The organism is Spirulina sp. LEGE 11439 (assembly GCF_059821285.1).
Genome location: NZ_JCAMRX010000019.1, coordinates 26,798 through 50,799, shown reverse-complemented (window position 1 = coordinate 50,799; position 24,002 = coordinate 26,798). Strand labels below are relative to the sequence as shown.

The 24,002-nt window shown below is 41.5% G+C and carries 22 protein-coding genes; 14 read left to right on the top strand and 8 right to left on the bottom strand.

Annotation, left to right across the window (positions count from 1 at the left end):
- Positions 1 to 113: 113 nt before the first annotated feature.
- The 6 genes from iscB to AC6RV6_RS14455 all read left to right on the top strand — a co-directional run bounded on the left by iscB (position 114) and on the right by AC6RV6_RS14455 (position 5,128).
- On the top strand, positions 114 to 1,439 hold the full coding sequence (iscB, locus tag AC6RV6_RS14480; protein ID WP_500241569.1) for an RNA-guided endonuclease IscB: 1,326 nt from the start codon (positions 114 to 116) through the stop codon (positions 1,437 to 1,439).
- 99 nt (positions 1,440 to 1,538) lie between these two features.
- A complete protein-coding gene (locus AC6RV6_RS14475; RefSeq protein ID WP_500241568.1) occupies positions 1,539 to 1,793 on the top strand; it encodes a hypothetical protein in 255 nt (84 codons plus the stop codon).
- A gap of 40 nt (positions 1,794 to 1,833) precedes the next feature.
- A complete protein-coding gene (locus tag AC6RV6_RS14470; protein ID WP_500241602.1) occupies positions 1,834 to 3,288 on the top strand; it encodes a cation:proton antiporter in 1,455 nt (484 codons plus the stop codon).
- Between the two features lie 352 nt (positions 3,289 to 3,640).
- The gene (locus AC6RV6_RS14465; RefSeq protein WP_500241567.1) at positions 3,641 to 3,925 is read left to right on the top strand and encodes a monovalent cation/H(+) antiporter subunit G; all 285 of its coding nucleotides are present in this window, start codon (positions 3,641 to 3,643) and stop codon (positions 3,923 to 3,925) included.
- Positions 3,918 to 4,469, top strand: a complete 552-nt coding sequence (locus AC6RV6_RS14460) for a DUF4040 domain-containing protein (protein ID WP_500241566.1) — start codon at positions 3,918 to 3,920, stop codon at positions 4,467 to 4,469. The genes AC6RV6_RS14465 and AC6RV6_RS14460 overlap by 8 nt, the downstream gene beginning before the upstream one ends.
- Entirely contained in the window at positions 4,469 to 5,128 is a 660-nt protein-coding gene (locus AC6RV6_RS14455; protein ID WP_500241565.1) for a Na(+)/H(+) antiporter subunit B, read from the top strand. The genes AC6RV6_RS14460 and AC6RV6_RS14455 overlap by 1 nt, the downstream gene beginning before the upstream one ends.
- A gap of 14 nt (positions 5,129 to 5,142) precedes the next feature.
- Here the strand turns inward: AC6RV6_RS14455 and AC6RV6_RS14450 are convergent, their stop codons facing one another.
- Positions 5,143 to 5,361 carry a hypothetical protein gene (locus AC6RV6_RS14450; RefSeq protein ID WP_500241564.1) on the bottom strand — a complete coding sequence of 73 codons (219 nt, stop codon included), beginning with the start codon at positions 5,359 to 5,361 and terminating at the stop codon, positions 5,143 to 5,145.
- 173 nt (positions 5,362 to 5,534) lie between these two features.
- On the opposite strand from AC6RV6_RS14450, the gene AC6RV6_RS14445 reads away from it, so the two are divergent.
- Complete coding sequence (locus AC6RV6_RS14445) at positions 5,535 to 5,870, top strand: Asr1405/Asl0597 family protein (protein WP_500241563.1); 336 nt, start codon at positions 5,535 to 5,537, stop codon at positions 5,868 to 5,870.
- Positions 5,871 to 5,910: 40 nt separating this feature from the next.
- A complete protein-coding gene (locus AC6RV6_RS14440; RefSeq protein ID WP_500241562.1) occupies positions 5,911 to 6,480 on the top strand; it encodes a (2Fe-2S) ferredoxin domain-containing protein in 570 nt (189 codons plus the stop codon).
- An 89-nt stretch (positions 6,481 to 6,569) separates the two neighbouring features.
- Here the strand turns inward: AC6RV6_RS14440 and AC6RV6_RS14435 are convergent, their stop codons facing one another.
- Positions 6,570 to 6,938: a YccF domain-containing protein gene (locus AC6RV6_RS14435; protein ID WP_500241601.1), complete on the bottom strand. Its 369-nt coding sequence runs from the start codon at positions 6,936 to 6,938 to the stop codon at positions 6,570 to 6,572.
- A gap of 278 nt (positions 6,939 to 7,216) precedes the next feature.
- Positions 7,217 to 7,423 (bottom strand): hypothetical protein, encoded by a 207-nt coding sequence (locus tag AC6RV6_RS14430; RefSeq protein WP_500241561.1) that lies wholly within the window; start codon positions 7,421 to 7,423, stop codon positions 7,217 to 7,219.
- Positions 7,424 to 7,433: 10 nt separating this feature from the next.
- Between AC6RV6_RS14430 and AC6RV6_RS14425 the strand changes: the two genes are divergently transcribed.
- The 3 genes from AC6RV6_RS14425 (at position 7,434) to AC6RV6_RS14415 (ending at position 11,387) form a co-directional block, all read left to right on the top strand.
- Positions 7,434 to 8,459 (top strand): septal ring lytic transglycosylase RlpA family protein, encoded by a 1,026-nt coding sequence (locus AC6RV6_RS14425; protein WP_500241560.1) that lies wholly within the window; start codon positions 7,434 to 7,436, stop codon positions 8,457 to 8,459.
- Between the two features lie 67 nt (positions 8,460 to 8,526).
- The gene (locus AC6RV6_RS14420; protein WP_500241559.1) at positions 8,527 to 10,047 is read left to right on the top strand and encodes a bifunctional pantoate--beta-alanine ligase/(d)CMP kinase; all 1,521 of its coding nucleotides are present in this window, start codon (positions 8,527 to 8,529) and stop codon (positions 10,045 to 10,047) included.
- A 398-nt stretch (positions 10,048 to 10,445) separates the two neighbouring features.
- Complete coding sequence (locus tag AC6RV6_RS14415; RefSeq protein WP_500241558.1) at positions 10,446 to 11,387, top strand: polysaccharide deacetylase family protein; 942 nt, start codon at positions 10,446 to 10,448, stop codon at positions 11,385 to 11,387.
- 88 nt (positions 11,388 to 11,475) lie between these two features.
- On the opposite strand, the gene AC6RV6_RS14410 is transcribed toward AC6RV6_RS14415, so the two are convergent.
- The 5 genes from AC6RV6_RS14410 to AC6RV6_RS14390 all read right to left on the bottom strand — a co-directional run bounded on the left by AC6RV6_RS14410 (position 11,476) and on the right by AC6RV6_RS14390 (position 17,979).
- Positions 11,476 to 12,768, bottom strand: coding sequence for a nucleotide sugar dehydrogenase (locus tag AC6RV6_RS14410; RefSeq protein ID WP_500241557.1), 1,293 nt, complete (start codon positions 12,766 to 12,768; stop codon positions 11,476 to 11,478).
- A 37-nt stretch (positions 12,769 to 12,805) separates the two neighbouring features.
- On the bottom strand, positions 12,806 to 13,837 hold the full coding sequence (locus AC6RV6_RS14405; RefSeq protein WP_500241556.1) for a glycosyltransferase family 4 protein: 1,032 nt from the start codon (positions 13,835 to 13,837) through the stop codon (positions 12,806 to 12,808).
- Between the two features lie 63 nt (positions 13,838 to 13,900).
- Positions 13,901 to 15,073: a glycosyltransferase family 4 protein gene (locus AC6RV6_RS14400; protein WP_500241555.1), complete on the bottom strand. Its 1,173-nt coding sequence runs from the start codon at positions 15,071 to 15,073 to the stop codon at positions 13,901 to 13,903.
- 167 nt (positions 15,074 to 15,240) lie between these two features.
- The gene (locus AC6RV6_RS14395; RefSeq protein WP_500241554.1) at positions 15,241 to 16,575 is read right to left on the bottom strand and encodes a hypothetical protein; all 1,335 of its coding nucleotides are present in this window, start codon (positions 16,573 to 16,575) and stop codon (positions 15,241 to 15,243) included.
- Between the two features lie 3 nt (positions 16,576 to 16,578).
- Positions 16,579 to 17,979: a glycosyltransferase gene (locus tag AC6RV6_RS14390; RefSeq protein ID WP_500241553.1), complete on the bottom strand. Its 1,401-nt coding sequence runs from the start codon at positions 17,977 to 17,979 to the stop codon at positions 16,579 to 16,581.
- Between the two features lie 231 nt (positions 17,980 to 18,210).
- On the opposite strand from AC6RV6_RS14390, the gene AC6RV6_RS14385 reads away from it, so the two are divergent.
- The 3 genes from AC6RV6_RS14385 to AC6RV6_RS14375 are packed head-to-tail and all read left to right on the top strand — an operon-like array spanning position 18,211 to position 23,947.
- Positions 18,211 to 20,655, top strand: coding sequence for a hypothetical protein (locus tag AC6RV6_RS14385; protein ID WP_500241552.1), 2,445 nt, complete (start codon positions 18,211 to 18,213; stop codon positions 20,653 to 20,655).
- A gap of 5 nt (positions 20,656 to 20,660) precedes the next feature.
- Positions 20,661 to 21,527 carry an FkbM family methyltransferase gene (locus AC6RV6_RS14380; protein ID WP_500241551.1) on the top strand — a complete coding sequence of 289 codons (867 nt, stop codon included), beginning with the start codon at positions 20,661 to 20,663 and terminating at the stop codon, positions 21,525 to 21,527.
- A 41-nt stretch (positions 21,528 to 21,568) separates the two neighbouring features.
- A complete protein-coding gene (locus AC6RV6_RS14375; protein ID WP_500241550.1) occupies positions 21,569 to 23,947 on the top strand; it encodes a hypothetical protein in 2,379 nt (792 codons plus the stop codon).
- Positions 23,948 to 24,002 lie beyond the last annotated feature (55 nt).

The following is a 24,002-nucleotide window of genomic DNA, read 5'->3' as shown; positions in this document are numbered from 1 at the left end:
GTGCTGTTAGCACGGCCAGCATTCCCAAGGTGAGGAAACCTCACCGAGGTCTGACCGCAAACTTAAAAAACATTGGCGAAGCGAACTTTACCCTAGCAATAGGAGTTTCACCCATGAGGGTTTTTGTATTAGATAAAAACAAGAAACCATTAAATCCAACTCACCCTGCTAGAGCAAGAAAATTGCTCAAATCGGGACGAGCTAAAGTGTTTAAGCGGTTTCCGTTCATCATTATTCTGCAAGACGTAGAAGGAGGAGAAATTAATGACTGTCAGTTAAAAATTGACCCGGGTTCAAAGACAACGGGGATTGCAATCGTGCAAGGAGATCGAGTGATTTGGGGTGCGGAACTAACCCATCGCGGACAGCAAATTCGAGATGCTCTGACTTCGAGACGACAGTTAAGGCGTTCTCGTAGAAATCGCAAAACTCGATACAGAAAACCTCGCTTTCTCAACAGGAAACGTCCCAAATGCTGGCTTGCTCCGAGTTTAATGTCGCGAGTTCATAATATTCTCACTTGGGTCAATCGACTGTGCCGAGTTTGTCCGATATCGGGACTTTCTCAAGAGTTAGTTCGATTCGATACTCAAGCATTACAAAACCCTGAAATCTCTGGTACTGAATACCAGCAAGGAGAATTGTTCGGGTACGAAGTGAGGGAGTATCTGCTCGAAAAATGGAAGAGAAAATGTGCTTATTGTGGCGCTGAAAATACTCCCTTAGAAGTCGAGCATATTAAGCCGAAATCGAAAGGTGGTAGTAATCGAGTCAGTAATCTAACTCTAGCCTGTCATTCTTGCAATCAAACCAAGGGAAGCCAAGAGATTGAACAATTTTTGACGGGAAAACCTAACATTCTCAAACGGATTCTAGGGCAAGCCAAAAAACCATTATCGGATAGTGCAGCCGTTAATTCGACTCGCTGGAAACTGTATGAAGAATTGAAAAGAAGCGGTCAGACCCCGCGTCGGCGTAAGACGCAAGGGAATGCTGACCAAGAGACGGGTTTACCTGTTGAAGTTGGAACGGGAGGATTAACCAAGTTTAACCGAACTCGTCAAAACTTATCAAAAACTCACTGGCTCGATGCCGCTTGCGTTGGAAGATCGACTCCAGAGCAATTAATTGTTGAGGTCAAAAAACCGCTTTTAATTGCAGCTAAAGGTCACGGAACAAGGCAGATGTGCAGAACCGATAAATATGGTTTTCCGACTCGTTACGTTCCTCGCCAAAAGCAAGTTAAAGGATTTCAAACAGGTGACATTGTTAAAGCGATTGTCACCAAAGGAAAGAAGATTGGGACTTACTCTGGACGGGTTGCAGTGCGTTCTACAGGAAGTTTCAATATTTTGACAAAAACTGGATTAATTCAAGGAATTAGTCATAAATATTGCAGTCCAATTCATCAAAAGGATGGTTATGCGTACACCTATTGATTTGTATATTTGGGAGGCATCGAGCCTCCCAAATATACGCCTCGTTTCCTCCCACCACCAACCCTACGGGTATGGTGAGGGTCTCCACGGGGGTTTCTGATGAATCTATTATTAATTGCCATGATCCTGGCCTTGCTCATTCCCCTTTATGATGCTTGGAAAAATGATAATATCTGGCAAAAAATGTTGGCTTTTGCCAGTATCTCCACGAAGACAGCAATTTTAATTTTGTTCGTCTCGGTTTTGCGGGATGATTGGGCGATCGGCATTGTCGGCGCGATCGTCCTCACCGTCGGAAATGCGTCGTTAATGCTGCTGGCAAATATCATTAAGCGCATGAATGAATATGATTGATTTTATTTAGCTACATACTCACCATAACTGATTGCTTGTGATGAATACTTTGACGATCGCTTGGGTGGCCCTGCCTTTTTTTATGGGGTTTCTCATTTATCTTCTGCCTCGGCTCGATCGCGCTCTGGCGATTGTGACAGTTTTATTGTCAGTGAGCTATGGATTTGGACTGTTTTTACAAGCATCGCCCCTCACTTTAAATCTGCTCGATAATTTTGGGGTTACATTAGAAGCCGATACATCGAGCGGCTTTTTTATTCTCACGAATGCTCTAGTTACGGCTGCCGTCATCATTTATAGCTGGGATACTCAAAAAACCGCCTTTTTTTACACCCATACCATTATTCTGCACGGTAGCGTCAATGCGGTCTTTATCTGCGCGGATTTCATTAGCTTATACGTTGCCCTCGAAGTCACCAGCATTGCCGCTTTCCTCGTCATCGCTTATTCTCGCAGCGATCGCTCTATGTGGGTAGCCTTGCGCTACCTGTTCATCAGCAATGTGGCCATGCTCTTTTATCTCATCGGTGCTGTGCTGGTTTACCAAGCAAATCACTCTTTTGCCTTTGCTGGGTTAAGAAATGCCCCTCCCGAAGCTCTCGCACTCATTTTTTTAGGACTGTTAATCAAAGGCGGCGTTTTTATTTCCGGGTTGTGGTTGCCTTTGACCCACGCGGAATCGGAAACCCCAGTTTCGGCATTGCTTTCAGGCGTTGCAGTCAAAAGCGGCATTTTTCCCCTCCTGCGCTGCGCCTTGATTGTGCCAGAGGTCGATCCCATCATCCGCTTTTTCGGGGCAGCTAGCGCCCTGATCGGCATATTCTACGGCTTATTTGAAAAGGATACCAAGCGAACCCTCGCCTTTTCCACGGTTTCCCAATTGGGCTTTATTCTCGCAGCCCCAGAAGTGGGAGGATTTTACGCCCTCACCCACGGACTGGTTAAAGCCTCGCTGTTTTTAATTGCCGGAACCTTACCCAGTCGCGATATCGAACAGTTGCAACGGCAACCGATCTCTACTCCTTTGTGGGTAGCCTTGGCGATCGCCAGTTTTTCGATCTCGGGTTTTCCTCTACTCTCCGGCTTTGGTGCCAAGGTTTTAACCATGAAAAACCTGCTTCCTTGGCAAGTCATCGGCATGAATTTAGCGGCCTTGGGAACAGCAATCATGTATGCCAGATTTATCTTTTTACCCCACCACAGTCAAGGGGAAGCCCAGACAAATAAAGCCAAACCCGGTTTTTGGATAGCCATAACCCTTCTCTTGGTCAGCTTGATTGCGGCGAATATTGCCTACTATAATGCCTATACTCTCGCGAATATTATCAAACCTTTAGCAACGATCGCTTTGGGATGGTTGGTCTATCTGACGATCGTCAAAAGATTCAGCATCAAACTACCCAGAATCGCCGAGAAATTCGATCATTTAATCGGTTCGATGAGCGTAATTTTGATTTTACTCTTTTGGATGGGCATTGTCTGGTTGGACATTTAATTTGATTTGTCGCGGTTTTGCGGGATGATTAGGATCGTCTTCACGGTAGGAAATGCAGATTTAATGCTGCTGGCCAATTTCATTAAACGATTCAACAACCCCAACGCAAGGCGATGGGGATTGGGGGAGAAACCCTGATTTAAACGGTTGAATACGAGAAAAGCCGTTTCAGTTTCTGATATCAATTGGAAGCGTCTCGGTCAGTTCACTGCATCCAAGGTGGAGTTGCTCCAGCGCTCTACTGGTTTAATTTGTAAACGGGGAACGAAATTTGCTGGAGCAACGGTTGTACGTTGATGCTCGTTTCCTCCCCAACCTGTAGAGAATTGGGGTATCCACTCGCATATTTTTGATGATTGATTTTATTAGCTACACTTGCATCATTATTGGCATTATTTTTTGGTTTTGGGGAACTGCTCCTCTCCTCAGCCAGCGATCGGTTTTATTTAAACTCCATAGTCTTTCGGTGTCGGATACTCTCGGTTCTATGAGTATTATTTTTGGACTGCTTCTGAAGATTCCTCGGGAATGGCCGCTACTGGTGTTGGCGATCGTTTGCTTGGCACTCTGGAATACGATGTTGGGATACGTGCTGGCTTATTGTTCCAGTGGTGGGGAAGGGAAGATTGATGGATGAGAGCTATATTTACGCGATCGCTGCCTTGTTGCCGTTAACATCAGTGATGCTGGTATTGCAGGTCAATCCTTATAATGCTCTCGTTATTCGAGGCATCCTCGGGGCAGTTGCAGCATTGCTATATGCGGTTTTGGGGGCTCCCGATGTCGCTTTGACAGAGGCGCTAGTGGGAACGATGCTGGCGATTACTTTGTATGCAGTAGCAGTGCGATCGTCGATGGTAATGCGTTTGGGCATACTGGGAAAAGAAGAGGAATGCGACACTCGCCGGCAACTGATGGCAGAGTTACGCAGTATTGTGAACAAGCACCAGATGCGTCTCGAACTGGTGTCCTATGGAGAAAAGGAAGACTTGCACGCAGCCTTGCAAGAAAAAGATATTCATGCCACTTGTATCCAACAGGACGAAGAGAAAAACAGCGAACCCTCCTATCACATTGTCATTCGGCTGCAACGCCTCTATAAAATCGTACAATCCGAATTGGTGTCACCCGGGACGACCCTAACTTATATTGAGAACTCGGACTTACTGGAGAAACATTGATGAAATGGCTCTATATTGCGGCGGGAATCGCCCTCTACATCAAAATGCTCGTCATGCCCAACGCAGCCCCCGAATTGCCCTTTTCGATTGTTGAATCCGTAGTGGCGGATAGTGGCGTTCCCAGTGCGGTTGCGGGGATTATTTTACGGAATCGTCTCTACGACACGATCTTTGAGGTCGTGGTTTTTACGGTTGCCATTGGGGGGGCTAAGTTTCTACTCGCCGATGAAAAGCCGCAAAATCAAATTCATCAGTTTCGCGATCGCCCTTCGATCGTGCTGGCGCGTTTGGGGGCGACAATTGCTGCTTTAGTGAGTCTCGAACTGGCGATTCGCGGACATTTAAGCCCGGGAGGCGGGTTTGCGGCAGGAGTGGCAGGAGGAACCGCAATCGGTCTGGTCGCGATTACTTCCTCCCCTGAATGGATGCAGGGAATTTATAAGCGTTGGCGCATCGCGACGTGGGAAAAGTTATCGGTACTGGTTTTTATCGTCCTTTCGGTTCTCACGCTGGTTGGCATAGAATTCCCTCGGGGAGAGTTGGGGATGTTGCTTAGTGGTGGCGCGATCCCTCTACTCAATATTCTTGTTGCTATCAAAGTGGCTTTGGGATCTTGGGCGGTAGTTTTGGTCTTCATTCATTACCGGGGTTTATTATAAAGCGGGATTTGCTCTCATTCTCTACGCTGCGGCTGGCATTTTCCCGCTCGAATTAAACCGATGCGACGGGCGATCGCTTCTTGGCGATCGCTAAAGGGTCCCCAAATTTGCTTTTTTCCTTTCTCTTCATTGACTTTTAAATCTGCTCCTATGCGATCGGGTGCAGCCATATCGCTAATTTCGCAAGATCCATCATTTTTCTTGACAATATACCATTTTTGTGAATTAGACATAATTGACTTAATTTCTGAGTAAGTATTTTTTCTTTATCCCTTCAAACCCTAACACAGAGAGGGTTTGAGAAAAAATGTAAAATATTGTTAATTTTTTTTATTGAGAAGACTTGTCATTTAGGAGAATTACTCGTATACTTGATGTAACGAAGGTTTACGGAGGGTTCTCAAAAATGAATACAGATCAACCCGAGGAGGCGATCGCCACCGATGAGACATTACAACCTGTTTTAGTCAGTCTGGAAAAAGAATCTCTAGAGATTGAAAACTTAGAAATTACAGGGCTGGATATAGAAGTTATCGAGATCGACAAAACCGATCGCTGGTCAATTTATCACCGCTTGCAAGAGTTGGAAATTCCATGCCAGTGCGCGATCGAACAACCGTTGGGAGTACAAATTGCCACCCCCACGGCAGCGCTCCAATTGTGGTCGATCGCACGTCGTTATCGTGCTTCGCGCCACCAGTTATTAGACTTTTTAGAAGATTGCTGGCAAGCCCAAAGTTAGACTGAATTAATGCAAATTACCGTTCATTGGCTAAAGTATTATGTCTAAAAGCAATATGCCCGTTGCTAATTTTACGATCGTCGGTCAATTATTAGGGTTTGTGATTAAAGATGGGTATAAAATTAAATATCTCAGGCTGATTTTTGAGGAACGAGAATATTGGCTTAAAGTTCCCAAAGAATTACGAAATACTCTCGATCCGAGCATTGTACCGGGATGTTGCTTAGAAGTAAGCGGCACGCAAAAACGGAAAAAAACTGGGATCGTTCAACTCACGGCAGAGTCGATCGCTTTAGTCCAACCGCAACAAAAATCGGAACTTGACGCGATCGCTCTTCCCAAATCAACATCTAAAACGAGTAAAGCCAGCGTTTTAGTCTGTCAAAAATCAACCTGCCGCAAACGAGGTGGAGATGCAGTTTGTCGGACTTTAGAAAAAGAATTACGCGATCGCGGATTGGGCGATCGAGTTAAAATCAAAATGACAGGTTGCCTCAAACAATGCAAAAAAGGTCCTAATGTTGTTATCATGCCCGACAAAGCAAAATATACCCACGTCAATTACGCTCAAGTTCCCGAACTCATCGAGAAACATTTTGTTGAAAGTTGAGAATTGTTGTTGGTGCGTTACTAATTGTTGTAAAAAAGGTAAAGTTTTGGACTTTTTCTCAACAACAAACAACTGATTATAAACAATCACTATACTAATTCTCGACCGAAGGGAAATAAGGATAAGAAAAGTAATTTCCAATGCTGTTTGGCAAAAGGAAGACCAATAATTGTAATTGCAAATAAGGCTGCAAAAATCAAATGGGTTAAGGCAATTTCCCAGCCAAAAACGAGAAGCCAGATAATATTAAAAATAGTATTGATAACGCTTCCTGTTTCTTCATTGGTGGTAATTTCTCGACCGAAAGGAGTCATGGTTGCTATGCCTAATTTTATGGCCTGCCACCCAAAAGGAATCCCAATAATAGTTACACACAACAATATTCCTCCCAAAATATAGCCTAAACCTGCAAAGAAACCACCGAAAATCAACCAGATTATATTTCCTAAGAGACTCATAATATAAATAACGTAAACGATAAGTGAGCCGGAATGAATTGAATATTTCATCTGACTCAATCTTAGCAATTTTTATCTTCCTTGAAGTTCGCGATCGCGATATTTTAAGGTCTGTCACTGAATAACAGGTTAACTCTCACCACATCTCAAGAGTTGAGGGGATTTTTGGGGTTGTCAGATAGAGAACCCTCGTTCTTGAATTCTCAGGTTTTAGACGAATATAAAATTTTTCGGTGGTTATATTTGCTTATCCTTTCTGCGAGAGAAATTCAAAATTCTTAACAAAAGTTTATAAAGAAGCAAGGCGCGATCGCTTGACTTGCGGGAATTTCGGGAATTTTGTCACCGCCATCAAGTAGAAACGCGATCGTTTTCATCAGATCCGCAGTGCAAAACTTCGTGTTACTCTGTTGCAGTTCTGAATAATGAGTGACTGCATCAGGGGCTACACCGAGTTCAATAACAACCTTATTAACGATCAGCAAATAAAAGCGTATGAATTACAAACTATTGGGTAGCTCCATTGCTACCATCCTCATTGCCACTTCTGGCACGGTAATGGCTAATACAACAGAAGCCACTGAAACTCAAAGTGCAGAAGTTAGAGAACTTTCCTCTCTCAACGAACCGATCTCCCCCCTTAACACGGACAATCTCGAAGAAGTCGTCGCCGAGGCTGATGCTTCAGAAGCCAAACTTTCCAGCCGTGCAATTACCAGCATTTATCCTCATATAGAAGACGAAACCCCCGCCGCAACCCTCTACGTTCATCGTCTTCCTATCGTCACCTTCTTGGGGTCTACTACAGAAGAGTCAGAAGCCAGCAATAAATCTCTCGGAGAAGAATTCGGTGTGGTTACTCCCGCTCAAATTCGTGCGGGACTTATTTCTAGCGTCGTCGAATCTGAAGGCGATCCCCTCTGGAGAGCGACCTTAGCCGCCGAAAAAATCGATCGCTTGAGTGTCGAAGATGCCGCCAAAATTACCGCAACCTGGAATGCAGAACGGAAAACCTATGTTGTTCATGTCGGAGAAACAGAATTATTGAGCGTAGATGACAAAACAGTTTTGCTAAACAGCAGTAAAAATTGGGAGCGAGATACCTTACGCGTCGTTAATGAATTGCGGCGTTTGACTGGAGGAGCAGCACCTCTGGCCCTTGGGAATATCGAAACCCGCCCTCGTGCCGTTGCTTATGTTGCGCCGACGAGAAATTATAGCGTGCGATCGGAGCAACGAGGAATCGCGTCATGGTACGGCGGTTATTTTCACGGACGACGCAGTGCTAGTGGAGAGCGTTATAACCAAAATGCGTTAACGGCGGCTCATAAAACATTACCTTTCGGCACGCGAGTCCGCGTCACGAATTTAAACAACGGTCGGACTGTCATCGTGCGGATCAACGATCGCGGACCATTCATTCGCGGTCGCGTCATCGATTTATCCCGCGCCGCCGCGAGTAACATTGGCATGTTGGGAAGCGGTATTGCGCCAGTCAAAGTCGAAGTTCTCGGGCGATAAAACTGTAAACGACAAACAATTATCAATTATCAATTATTATTATTCATTGATAATTGATAATTGTTCAGTGCGTTTATTTCATACCATTGCTGGACTGAGAGCCTATCTCAGTCGCTATTGGCAAAAAAAGGAAATCGGGTTTGTCCCGACAATGGGGGCGCTACATCAAGGACATCAAAGTTTGCTCGAGATCGCTCAATCGGAAAATGATGTCGTGGTCGCGAGTATTTTTGTAAATCCGCTTCAATTTGCCCCGGGGGAAGATTTAGACCGGTATCCGCGAACTTTAGAGGCAGATTGCCGACTGTGCGATCGCTTGAATGTTAATGCCGTATTTGCACCTTCTGTGACAGAAATGAATACAGAAGGAAAACCGGGCGAAAATGTAACGGGGGTTCTCCCTCTTACTTCCATGATGTCAGGTTTGTGCGGCGCATCGAGACCGGGACATTTTCCGGGGGTCGCTACCGTTGTCGTGAAACTATTAAATATCGTGCAACCGACTCGAGCCTATTTTGGCGAGAAGGATGCCCAACAATTGGCCATTATTCGCCGTTTGGTGCAGGATTTTCGGCTTTCCGTGGAAATTCGCCCCTGTGCGATCGTGCGGGAAAATTCAGGTTTGGCATATAGTTCTCGCAATCAGTATTTGAACCCCCGAGAGAGAGAACGCGCAACGGTCTTATTTCGCAGTTTGCAAACCGCAAAAGTTGCTTTTGACAAGGGAGAACGACAAGAAACAGTTTTACTCGCAATCGTCGCGCGAGAACTGGCACGAGAAGAAGTTGTTCGAGTAGAGTATGTGGAGTTGGTTCATCCCATGACCTTAGAACCTTTAGAAACGATTAAAGAAGCAGGATTATTAGCGATCGCCGTGAAACTGGGAACAACTCGTTTAATTGATAATATTATCTTGCGCCATCGGCAACCCATTATTGCCATCGACGGACCCGCAGGAGTAGGTAAATCGACAGCAGCCAAACAGATTGCCCGTCAGTTGGGACATATTTATCTCGATACCGGGGCCATGTATCGCGCCCTAACGTGGCGGGTTTTGGAGGCGGGAATCTCTGTGGAAGACGAGGCGGCGATCGCAGAACTGGCCGCACGATCGTCGATTCAGTTCGTCCAGCCTGAAGGTGAAGGCCTTCAAGAAGTTTATCTGAATGAGAAAGAGGTGACGCAAATCATTCGCTCTCCCGAAGTAACCGCCAATGTCTCCGCCGTGGCCAAACATCCCGCCGTCCGCCATCAACTGGTGGAGCAACAGCGCCTCTGGGGAAAAAAAGGAGGACTGGTAGCAGAAGGGCGAGATATTGGTACTTATGTGTTTCCCGATGCCGAGGTGAAAATCTTTTTAACAGCTTCCGTACAAGAACGCGCCCGACGACGTTTGCGAGATTTGCAGGCACAGGGATACGGTTTGGTATTCCAAGAAGAACTCGAGACCCAAATTCGCGAACGCGATCGCCTCGACAGTACTCGCAAAATGGCTCCCCTTCGCCAAGCCGCCGATGCGATCGCCATTCAAACCGACGGATTAAGTATCGAAGAGGTGATTCAAAAAATTTTACAATTGTGTCCCTAACGGAGCGATCGCCCTCACCATCCTTTTTCTGACTGATAGCTTTAATAAATTTTAAGAATACTGGAGAATATTCCGGATATCATTTGGATATGGTGCAAAAAGATTCGGTAGAGTAAGCCAATAAAAGCAAAAAAGTCACGGTTTGAAAGGAAGTCTGCCATTTTACCGAGACTTTGAGAAAGCAGTGAGACCCCAGCGAATTAATTTATACTGAGCGCAGTCGAAGTATCGCATTTGCCCAATCCCATCGACCTAGAGAGGGAACGCGCACCAAGACAAACAAAAGTTTCGCTTGCTTGCTCGGCTTACTTAAACGCGAATATAAAGTAGCATCATGGGAAAACAATAAAAACGTTTTCTTTTTCTGCTGTCACCTATCTTTCGGGAAAATTGAAGGCGTGAGCACACCAAAGCTGAATTCTCAAAATAACAACGATTTCGTTAAACGGCAACGCCAAACCCCAAAACGTCAATTCTTCGATCGCAAATTGGGAATTGCGTTAGGTGCTGCCAGCTTAAGTTTTCTAGCGGGTTTGAGCGTACCCGCAGGACGCGCTGCTCATCAATATGTTGCCAGTAGTAACCTTTCTCAGCCCGGTGGACTGACCCCGGGTTTAGAACAGTTACCGACTTTGGCAACCAATAATGTTAAAGAAATGGAGCGAGTGGCGAAACTTTCTGATTTTCCCATTCCCCAACAGTTTCACGGTAAAACGATTAACGATGTCAAATTGAAAGGCGATCGCAAAGTCATTGCCTTAACGTTTGATGACGGGCCATCAGAAGAGTACACCAATAATATTTTGTACCTTCTCGATAGTCACAATATCAAAGCAACGTTCTTTTTGTTAGGGCGAAATGTACGGGAATATCCGGCACGGGCAAAACACATTCACTTAAAAGGTCACGCTCTCGCCAATCATAGCTGGAGCCATCCTTATCACCAGCAAACTGCAGCCGGAGCAAAGGCTCAAATTGATAATACTGATTTTTGGATTCAGAAGGCCACAGGAGTGAGAAGTAAATTATTTCGACCCCCCGGGGGCTATCTTCACAATGGGATGGCGGCTTATGCTGCCAAAAAAGGGAATGTGGTGGTGATGTGGTCGGCGGATTCCAAAGATTATTACGCCTCCTCCCAAGATATTGCCACGCGGGTTTTAAATGAAGCTCGTCCGGGGGGAATTGCTTTATTTCACGATGGCGGTGGCGATCGCACTAAAACCGTTAATGCACTCCCTTACATTATTAATCAGTTGAAAGAACGGGGTTATGAATTCGTAACCGTCCCCGAACTATTAGACCTGAAAGAACAAGAAACAAAACAAGCTGGAGGATAATTTCAATTATCAATGAACAATTATCAATGAACAATGCCGATCGCGTTTCTATCCACAAAGTAGGAGGAATTTTCTCCTACTTTGTGGGTTATAAACTCCAATAAGAAAGAGTTTCAGGTAGGTTTGAAGGAGCGATCGCCGCTTTGACATCCATAAACACACCTTGAGAATGTAAAGGGGCAAGCAATTGCGAGAGAGAGAGAGACAGATAAAATTGATGAGGAACCGCAAGAACGATGGCATCTAATGTTAATAAATCATCCCAAGGAACTAAGGTAATATTATATTCAGCTTTTGTAGCTTCGCGATCGGCATAGGGATCGTGGACGAAAGGAGCAATTCCAAATTGCTGAAGTTCCGCAACAATATCGGGAACGCGACTATTGCGGAGATCGGCAACATTTTCTTTAAAAGTAATGCCGAGAATGCCCACTTTAGCATCGCGAATGGGACAATTAGCAGCCACTAAAAGTTTAACCAATCGCTGTGCTAGAAATGTTCCCATACCATCATTAATGCGCCGTCCGGCGAGGATAACTTGAGGATGATAGCCCAATTCTTCAGCTTTCGTCGTCAGATAATAGGGGTCTACGCCAATGCAATGCCCTCCCACTAAACCTGGACTAAAGGGCAGAAAATTCCACTTGGTTCTCGCCGCAGAAAGAACATCCGAGGTGCGAATTTCCAGACGGTCAAAAATAATTGCCAGTTCGTTCATTAAGGCAATATTAATATCTCGTTGAATGTTCTCAATCACTTTAGCGGCTTCTGCCACTTTAATCGCAGGAGCGCAGTAAACGCCAGCCTCGATAATAGCTCCGTAAATTTCGGCAATGCGATCGCAAGTTTCGCTATCTTCCCCTGATACGACTTTAACAATTTTTTCTAAAGTATGATTTTTATCCCCCGGATTAATCCGTTCGGGAGAGTATCCCAATTTAAAATCTCGACCTTGTTGCAATCCCGATATTTGCGCCAAAATACTCCCGCAAATTTCTTCAGTAACACCGGGATAAACAGTTGATTCGTAGACGATAATATCGCCAGATTTGAGAATTTTAGCGAGGCTTTGCGAGGCTTTAATTAAAGGTGTTAAATCCGGTTTACGATCGTGGTCAACTGGGGTCGGAACCGCAACGACATAAAAATTACTTGCAGCAATATCATTGAGATTATCGGTAATTTTAAGGGTCGTTTCCTGTAAAGTTTCGCGATCGCTTTCTCCCGTACTATCCAATCCTGTATTTAATTCATCGACACGCCGACTATTAATATCAAATCCAACCGTATTGGCAAACTTTCTCGCAAAGGCCAAAGCAACGGGAAGTCCAACATATCCCAACCCAAGCACGGCAATTTTAGGAGATTGATAATGATTCATAGGTAATTTTTACTGATAACTGATAACTGATAACTGTTCACTGTCTCTGCGGTTGTCCGGTATCGGAAAGATCGACTCTTTCTAAGAGGAAAAGTGCCGCTAAACCGACTAGAATGACGATCGCGGTCAGGAGATAAGTTAACACTGTGTTATGAATCAGAGCAATTAACAAGGCAACGATGCCGCAAAAGCAACTGGCTAAATAAATCGTGCCAACAGATTGACGGATTCCCAACCCCATTTTTCTCAGGCGGTGGGAAACGTGATCTTTGCCCCCATCCGTTAGGCGCAAACCGCGACGCAGGCGAGAAATACTGACGAGAGTGGTATCAAAAATAGGGATAGCCAGCACGAGGATGGGAATCATCCAAGTTCTCAAGACGAGATCGCTAGGAAATCGCAATTGAATGCCTAAAGCCGCCAAGAGAAAACCCAATAAAAGACTGCCTGTATCTCCCATAAAAATTGTGGCGGGATGCCAATTAAAGCGCAAAAATCCCATTGTTGCCCCGAGGAGTGCTGCGGCTACGGCGGAAATAATGACTTGACCTTGAGAGACGGCGAGGAGGGTGAAAAAGAAACAGGCGATCGCCGCCACGCCCGCCGAAAGACCATCCATATTATCCAATAAGTTTTGGGCGTTACAAATCCCGACGACCCAAAACACGGTAATAGCCAGATCCAAGAGATAAATTCCCGTCACTTGGGCGTAAATTCCCCCCGTAATGAGAGATCCTGCCGCTAAGACTTGGGCAATGAGCTTGGGCAAGGGTTTCATACCCCGCAAGTCATCGTAAAGCCCGGTAATGGTAATCAGAGTCGCCCCAGCCAAAACCGCACTGCTTTGCTGCAAAATCGTTGGGGAGTTTGTGACCCAGAAGGCAATGACAAATCCAGCATAAATGCCAATTCCACCGAGTAAGGGAATGGGGGTGGCATGAACTTTCCCCTGTCCCGGCCTGTCCAGCCAATGAAAGCGCAAAGCAGCACTTCTAATAGCATAAGTGCCAATTAAAGAAATCAGACAGGAGATGAGAACGGTTAGGGTTAGGGTTAAGTTTGCCTTCACGATGTTTTTGTTGATCGACAATGTGGGGTCTGAGGCTTGAATCCTCCCGATCGCCAACCAAGTCTAGTTGGAGGACTTCACCAGTTTTTCATAAAGTTGGGCAATATCTCCAATTAATCGTTGAGAATTGTAAGTTTTCAGGGCATATTCTCGGGCATTGGCGGCGCAATTTTGGGTTTGTTCGGGATTTTGCCACAGGTCGAGGATGGCATCGGCGAGAAGTTGAGGATTTTTTGGGGTCACGGTTTTGCCTCTATCGGGAGTGACGAGATCTAGAACCCCGCCGACCCGGGTGGCAATGACGGGGCATCCTGTTGCCATGGCCTCGATGAGAGAGGCGGGAGTTCCTTCGTTATCAGAGGAAATAATGACCGCATCGAGATCGGCGTAAATTGCTGGCAGATCTTGCCGCCAACCCGTAAAAATAACGGCTTCAGCAATGCCGAGTTCTCGGGCATGGGTTTCGAGGTGCGATCGCAGTTCTCCATCGCCAATGAGGGCAAGATGAATCTGAGGGTCGCTTTGACGGGCGATCGCGACGGCTTTGAGGAGGAGAGGGATATTTTTGATGGGGACGAGGCGACCGACAGCGGCAATGAGTTTGCCATTAGCGGGAAAACTGAGGTCGGTGCGAAAACCGCCAGAATAGCGGTTTTGGGCGGCAAAGGCGGAGAGATCGAAGCCGAGGGGGATAGTTTCTATTTTTTTGAGAGGGGCGACTCCATAAGCGGCAATTTCTTGTTTGAGGCGATCGCTAATGGTGATGATGCGATCGCTAAACAGGGCGCAAAATTGTTCGAGGACAATGAAAAATCTGGTTTTAGCCGGACTGAAGTAACCGTGAAAAACGTGACCGTGAAAGGTATGTAGGATGATAGGAACTCCTGCCAATTTTGCGGCAATTCGTCCGACGAGTCCGGCTTTAGCCGTGTGGGTATGGACGATATGGGGACGATATTGCCGAATCAGGCGATAGAGTTTCCACAGGACAAAAAGATCGTTTTTGAGGGCAATTTCCCGACCGAGTTCGGGAATAATTTTCATGTCTAATTGATGGGTTTCTACTAAATCTTTCATGCTGCCTTCTCGCGCACCTTCTATCCCCGTGACGAGCAGATTTTGGTATTGCGATTGCTCTAAATTGGCATTCAGTAACACCACATGACGTGCCGGACCGCCAACGTTGAGGCGGGCAATAATTCGCATGACGCGGATTTTTTGGCGAGAGGAAGGCATATTGAGAATTTTATGAAGGAAAGTTTATCGTTATTGCACTTTTTCCGAATCTATACCGGATTCAACAAAGCTGCGAGAATTTCTCAAGATTTTAATGTTAATAGCCAAATTTGTTGGAATTTCTTCAATGGTAAATTGACTCTAGTGTCTTGGCAAGATACTCTAACCTATTGATAAGGTCCTGTTTGTAAGAGAAATTTAAAAAAGTAACTCATGCTGGCAAATAAAACACCCGTTGGTACAATCCAACCGATTATTCTCTTTCTACTAATAAGAAGGTTGAGAAAGGGAATATTAAGAAAAAACATAATAATAAATAAGTTAAAATATAAGCGTTGCGGGTAAAATGCTATAAAATAGAGAAAAACAAGAAATAATAAAAAAACAAGATACATATATTTTAGAGAATTTAATAGCTTCAATGTTCTTTTCATTCCATATCTGAGAAAGGAAAATATTATCAAAACGATATTGACTCTGAAAGCCAATACTAATTCTTTTGGAGGAAAAGAAAAATATTGTTTGAGATAATCCCAAGCAAGTTTAGAAAAATCAGAAAAACTGACTTTAAGTTCGTCAAAAACCCAAAGAAATTGACGATATGTTTCAGATTCGTGACTATAGAACGAACCTGCGATCGCGGTAACGAGAGATATCCATAAAAGAGCAGGAAGTAAAAAAGTAAAAGTTACAAGAAAAAGCCCAAAAATATTTTTTAGAGAAATTAATTTTTTCTGTTGATTATTATGTAAATACACAATAACAAGACTAGGCAAAAAAAGAATGCAAGTCCCATAAGCAAGTGGAAACAAACCCAAAATCAAAGAAATTATTAATAGTGTTTTGTTAGAAATATTTTTTTTGATTCCCCAATAAACCCAAAAAATAGCTGCAATTGGAGTAAAAATATTAAACATTTGTGGATTAGCGCTCCAAACAAATACTTTAACAATTTCGTTTCCAACCAAAAATATACTACCTGAATAAATTAAAAATTTGTGTACTTTAAAATGAATTAAAGTTTTATGATATAAAATGAGAGTAGTAAATAAGATAGATATATTAAGCGTTAAAAATCCAATAAAATGTTCGATGCGAGTCGATGTTTCAGGAAAAATATAATGTATGCCTAATATCTTAACAATGGCTGTGGGAATAAGGCTAAATACCCCTCCTAGAAAAATATAAAAGGGTCGATTTTGTCGCACAAAATTTTCTTGAAAGATCAAATCGTGATTAATAACCGGATCGGAAAACCCTCCAGAATCACAATTGATGGGAAATCCACCAAAATTTTGCGTTAGGTAAAAATAAGATCCGCAAAACTCTTCACCGGGAGGGGGATGTGGAGAAAAAAGAAAGGCTGTGGGAATTGCGATCGTGAGAACTAGATAGAATAGATAATCATAGCGATAAGGTTTCTGGGAATCAATAAATTGGCAGAGCGCTCGCCAAACAAACAGCCAAAAAGATTGAATAGTATAAAGAGCAATATTTTTCATCTTTTAAACAAATTTCATTTTTTGAGCTGCATAAATACACATTTTTAGGAGAATTAATCCTTCTTTGAAATGCTGAATATTGGAACTCCCATAAGTCCTCGGTACATATCTTACAGGAATGTCAACAATTTTTAAACCCAATTTTGCTGCACCAAATAGAAGATCGAAATCTCCAAAGGGATCGAAGTCGCCAAAATAAGAACGATTCGCCGCAAGACGCTGATAATTTTCCCGAGAAATTGCTTTAGTTCCACATAAAGAATCCTTAATTTTCGTATTTAATAAATAAGAGAGTAAAGCTGCAAAGAAGCGATTCGCCATCCGATTTAACCAAGGCATTTCAGTTTTAGGAATGGGATAAACTAAACGACAGCCATTCGCCATTTCACTTTTACCAGAAGCAATAGCTTTGAAAAAATAAATTAAATCCACAGGTCTAACCGTTAGATCGGAATCTAAAATAATTAAAACATCTCCAGTTGCTATTGAAAAGCCAAGACGGACGGCATCTCCTTTTCCTTTTCCTGTTTGCTGACAAATTTTGATATCCCATTCTTGCTTATATTTTTCCTGAACGCGCTGAATTTCTTCCCATGTATTATCTTGAGAATGACCTTCAATAAAAATGATTTCAGTATGCTTTCCCAAACGAGGCATTTCTGTAATACAGCGTTCGATATTTCCAGCTTCATTCCGTGCGGGAACAATAATCGAACAAGTTTTTTCTTGAATATTGCGTTCAGCTTCTACAGTATTAGGTTGAGGTCTGGCAATAATATATTCAGTTAAACAAAGTTGAGAAATCCAAGGAAGAGGAGCGAGAACTCGATTAAAAAACCAAGAAATGAGCGGAATATTTTTGGGACATAATAAACGTTTCCCGTAAAATATTGTTTCAAATCCCTCTAGTTCAAGTAAGTTTTCAATATCTTTTCGATTCAACCAATTAAGAGTCGGGAGGTTCATTCGTTGACCAATTGCCGTTGCCAATTTGAGAATGGGTTCCCAAATTGGATTATGAAAAGTAATGATAAATCGTGTAGAAAGCTGACAGGCTTTATGGAGATTAGAAAAGACTAATTGTATATTATTGAGATAACCCAACGTATTAGCCATCAATACATAATCAAAAACTTCTTCTGGAAAAAAATCTTCGGCATCTTCAAGTTGAAACGTTACAGACGGATATTTCTCTTGCGAGATTTTGATGGCAAGTGCATTAATGTCAATTCCTAAGCCCGATTGAGGTTGAATGGCACTGAGCAAATCTCCTAAACCCGAACCAACTTCTAATACTTTTGAGTGAGATTCGATCCAGAAGTAGTAAAAATGCTCTAAATCTTGGTAGTAATAGAGATTGCGTTTTCGCCACTTTTCTAAAGCATGGGCTTGTATGGGGGTCATAAATCAATCTTAAAGATGTTTGGCGATCGCGATGAAAAATTGGCAAATGTCGAGTTTATTAGATTAATACAAATAGGGAAGGAATGCAAGAGGAGTGAACTCAATAACTTGGAGATGGCAATAATAGAGCTTTACGATCGCGAGATTTTGTGGCGCGATCGCGATCGCAATTGGCAATATTGTCCAAGGAGTGTTTTAATATTTCAGGCGGCAGCGAGTAGGTGAAAAGGAATGAAAAAGCAACTAGAGAATATTAAACATAGACTGCAGCAATGGCGAGATCGTTGTTTTTCAGTATCTCAAACTCGCAATTCGATCCTTTACTGGCCGATTTTCTGTGCTTTTATCGTTTCTCTCCTGAGTTTTCCTGTCTGGTATTGGACATTTGAGCAAACAATTCCAATTACCGTGAAACTATCTGCGCCAGAAACTGAGATTGTCAGAGCCTATTGGCGTGCTCCAGAAACTCATTTCAGTGCTTATGAACCTATTATTGTTAAATCTGTAGAATCACAAGACTGGCAGTTAACAATTGAAGCCTTGGGCGAGAAAAATCCCAAGTCAGATGGTTTTGAAATTGCAATTTTAGATATTAGGACTCCTCAAGGTCAAATTGATTGGTCGCAAGGAGAATTATCAGGAGGCAATTGGGAGTTTCGTTCCGATCCCAATGGACCGCAAGGAAAAGTTGCAATTGCTCATAGCAATAAACCAGAATATGGACAACATCCCAGTCAAATTCAGTCTTTATCAATTCCCATTCAAGGTGGCGATCTAGAGGTTCATCTCCTATCTAATGTGGGAAGTGGCAAAGTTCGGATTACTGCAAATAATAGCGTCCGAGAATTGGATTTATACAGTCCCAATCTTAGGTATGAAGATTTAAAGTTTCCAGCTTTATCAAAAGGCGATCGGAAAATTCGAGAATATCATTTTCAGGCGATCGATAGTTTCTGGGGCATGTTAAAATTTATCCCTGAAGATGGAACTAACATCGATATTGATGAAGTTCGCGTTAATGACAAAGTCTTAATACCAAATAGTAATAATGAATATCGTTTACCATTTCAATGGAAAAATCGAGAATTATTGAGTTTATTGGCAAGTTTAACAACTTTAGGAATTGCTATAATTATTGCTTTGAAATTTTTTGAAGATATTAAAATTGTTTTAGGATTTACCATATTTCAATTTATTTGGCTGCTTTTCTTTTTATCCCTTAGAGTTGTTATTCTCAATACATTACCTACTTTTATATTCTTAAGTATTTGGTATTTATTTATCAAAACAGAATATTCTCAAAAACGCTTTTGGCTTTTCTTTAGTTTGGGCAGCTTGCTTGTTTTGAGACTTCCTTTGACAGCCGGACGTAGTTTAGAATTTATTAACTGGATTGTTTATTTAATTGTTATTACTTTAATTTTTAAAAAGATTTTAAATTATTATAAAATCAGACGAAGACTTGCACTTGCGATCGCAACTTTTATCATTATTTGGTTTAATGCCTTTGCTCATATTTCTCATGATTCGCCTTATACCTATGTAAATCGTTCAATCGGCTTTTATTGGCAATGTCCTCATGAAACTTACTTGTTTATGTCAAATTGCGATCTCGGTCATTATGTTGCTGAAGAAATGATCTTTACCATAGATGATTACGATGCCAGTTTTTCTGTCAAACTACGTCGTTTTTTCTATGGCTATCTTAGCTCATTAATCGGATTTTCCGGTCATCGTTGGATTGCTAGTTTTACTCTCAATTTATTATTTTGGATGTTGAGTTGTGTCGCATTATATAAAATTTGTGTTCTCGCAAAACTAGGTGAAAGAATTGCTTCAATATCCATGCTTTGTTGTGCATCAAGTTGGGGGTTTGTCAGCTTTGTTGGACAACCTGCCATGTATATGACTGCTTATGCTTATGCTGCAATTACAGTGTGGGCAACTTTAGAGATTTTATCTACTCGTTCTTGGCAAAAAATTGCTTTATACTCGCTGATTATTATGTCAGGAACTTTAGTTTACGATATTTATCCTATTACTTTATCAAGCTTTCTCATTTTATTATTCTATAAACGAAAAATCCCTGCTTTGTCAATTTTAACAGGGCAATTGGCTTTATCTTTTATTTGGCAAAAATTTTATCTGGCAAAAGTTCTCGGTACAGTTGGCGACCAAGGAAATATTCGAGTTGCCACAGAAAGTTTAAAAATTTGGGTAAGTATTATTAAAAATTTGGATTTTGGGCAAGCACTACACTGGACTATTCGGGGAACTCATTCTTTTATCTATGGTAATATGATTTGGGGTGCGATCGCAGGATTTATTTTCATTATCTTTCTTGGTTTTAAATGGATCAAAGGTAAAGATAATCAGGAAGAACGCCTGCTCTTATTATTCTCTATTCTGATTTATTTTTTAGTTTGGATGGCAACAATTGCAACTATTCCTAAAGCCTCAGAATGGGGAATGAGTGGAGGAATGTTACCTCGATTGGCATTTTATTCTTATCCAATCTCTACCATTGCTTTAGCCTTTTTGGGCAATGCTTTGATCAAACAGAAAACTTATCTGATCCCTATGCTTACTTTTTTGATTGCCAATATAGATATCACGGGATTAGCAACAGTGGCAACGTTTTTTGACTATGGTATGATTGGAATTTATTGGAAGTAGAATTAATGAAAACAGCCTTCAAAATATATATTGCTGGTATTCTCTACAAGATTGTAAAGTTTTGGCGCTCTTTTCTCGGCCAAACTGATGATATTGTGCGAGTCAAACGTCATGATATTCTCTGGCAACTCGATCTGCGAGAAGGCATTGATTTGTCTATTTATCTTTTTGGCCAATTTGAATCAGAAACAGTCAAAGCATATAGTCAATGGATTAAACCAGGAGATAGAGTTTTAGATATTGGTGCAAATATTGGCGCACATACCCTCTGGTTTGCTAAAATTGTCGGTCGAGAGGGTTTAGTAATTGCCTTTGAACCAACAAAATATGCCTATGAAAAGTTAAGCATTAATGCTGCACTTAATCCAGAATTTAAATCTCGAATTGCGATCGCGCAAGTGCTATTGAGTCGAGAAAACAAACCCAACTATCAAGCTAAAATCTATTCCAGTTGGACGGTGACAGGAATGGTCGATCGCCACCCCAAACACCGAGGTGAATTAAAATCGACAGAAGGTGCATCAATATATACCTTAGATAGCTATCTAAACCAGCGCGGAATCGATCGTGTAGACTTTATTAAAATAGATGTAGATGGCTACGAGTGCGATGTTCTTCAAGGGGCAAAATCCACAATACATCAATATCAGCCTTTACTCTGTCTCGAACTTTCTCCTTATACACTAGAAGAGAGAGGTACATCAATGGCAGACCTAATTAAAATTTTAACCTGTCATCATTATCAATTATTTCATGAAAAAACTGGAAAAAAATTAACAATGGATGCAACTGAATTATGCAATCGTATTCGAGATGGAGCAAGTATTAATGCTATTGCAAAGCCTATTAAAAATATTGAAGAGACTATATAAAATTAATTTTTTATACTTAAAATTCTTAAGGTATATTTTCAATGAACCAAAAATACTACTGGTCTAGTTTGATTATTGTTCTCTGTTCTCTATTAAGTTTTTGGGTATGGTATGGGGAGGTTTTTAATCAAAAACTCGCGATTGATATTAAAATGTCAGCACCAGGAGTAGAAATTGTTAGAGCATATTGGCAAGATCCCGATACTCATCCTAATGCGTATGAACCTATTGTTGTTAAACCCGTTAAATCAAAACACTGGGATTTAAAACTTGAAGCATTAGGAGAAAAAAAACCTCAGTCTAATGGTTTAGAAGTTGTTATTTTAGATATTAAAACCCCTCAAGGCCAAGCAGATTGGTCTCGAGGGAAATTTGCAGGAGGAGAATGGGAATTTCGCGACGATCCTAGCGGTCCTCAAGGAAAAGTGGCGATCGCTCATAGTAATAAACCTGAATTTGGAGTTCATCCTTCCCAAATTCAATCTCTCTCTTTGCCGATAGAAGGAGGAGATTTAGAAATTAAACTTTTCGGCCATGCAAACAGTGGTAAAGTTAAAATAACTGCCAATGAAAAGATAAAAGAAGTAGATCTTTTTCATCGAGAAGGCAAACATGAAATAGTGTCTTTTGTATCAATGACCCAAGGAGATCGCATAAGTCGCCAATATTCAATTCAAATCCCCGATACTTTGTGGGGAAAGTTAGAATTTATTTCTGAAGGTAAAGCAACAGTTAATGTTGAGAACATTCAAGTTGGAGGAAACAATGCAATTGCTCTTACCCAGAATCGATATATGATTCCTTTTCATTGGAATAATCGATTTCTCTTGAGTCTTTTAACAATTATTATTTTATTAGTTACAATTGGATTTATTACATTTGGATTTCTTGAAGATACTGCAATCATTTTAAGTTTTACTATATTTCAGGGTTTATGGATGGCATATTTTGAAGTATCAACTGTTGGGATTCTCAATACATTACCTACATTTCTTTTTCTCTTTATTTGGTATTTTTTTGTTAAAACTGAATATTCCTCAAAAAAAATTTGGTTTTTATTTTCTCTGGGATTCTTGTTAACTTTAAGATTACCTTCAACTATTTGGAGACCTTTAGAATTTCTTCAATGGGTTATTTTTTCAATACTTATCAGCTTCATACTCAACAAGATCATTCGCTATTATCGCGATCGCAAAAAACTAGCTCTTTTAATTGTAACCTTTATTATTATTTGGTTTAATTCTTTTACTCATATTTCTCATGATTCCCCTCTGACTTATGTTAATCGCGCTTCCACTTATTATTATGAATGTCCTTACGAAAGCTATGTCATAATGGTCAATTGCGATATCGGTCATTATATTGCTGAAGAAAAAATTTTTAGCCATGCTTCAGCAACAAAAGAGTTACGATTTGAATCTGTATATTATCGAAGATTTTTCTATGGTTATCTCAGTTCTTTAATTAGTTTTGACGGACACCGATGGATTGCTAATTTCATCTTAAATCTTCTCTTTTGGCTGTTTGCGTGTATCTCACTCGATCGCATTTGTTGGCTGCTGAATTTAGGCGATCGCATAGCCTCGATCGCCATGTTATGTGTTGCTTCGAGTTGGGGTTTTGTCAGTTGGGTTGCACAGCCTTCAATGCACTTAATGGCTTATGCTTATGTTGCGATCGCTATGTGGGCAACTTTAGAGATCGTTTTAGCCTCGAATCGAAAAAAGGACATTTTACTGGCTTCTTTGCTGATTCCCAGTATATTAATTTACGATCTCTATGCGATTGTTTTATCTAGTTTTTTTGTGCTATTTGTCTACAAGCACAAAAAATTGGCCAGTTTTATTTTAACAGCACAGATTCTCTTATCTATTGTCTGGAAAGAAATCTATCTTCTTAAGGTTTTAGGAACGATGGGTGATATTAGCAATGCAGATTTTATCACTAAAAATCTTGAAACTTGGTTAGAAATTATCACAACATTAGATTTTGTTAGCGGATTGTACTGGTTAGGTAGAGGGATACAATCTTTTGTGTATGGAAATATGATTTTTGGCGCGATCGCTGCCGTAACTTTGATTGTTCTTTTATCAGTAAAATGGGTACGAGGTCAAACTCGCGATCGCGAACAATTATTACTTATTTTCTCTTTCTTATTGACTATTCTAGTTTTAATGTCTGCAATTGTAACAATCCCTGAAGCCTCTAAATGGGGATTAAAAATTATGTTACCTCGGTTGACATTTTATTCTTATCCTATTGGCACAATTGCCCTAGCTATTCTAGGCACTCGATTAATAGGTAAAAAAGCTTATCTTATTCCTATTTTAACCTTTTTAATTGCTAATTTAGATATAGCTGGCTTAGCTTCAGTTGCAGTCTTTTTTGATTATGGTGTGCTGGGTATCTACTGGAAATAAGATACAATATCAACCCTCCACTATTGATTGTGAAATCAGGAGATTAGCGATTTAC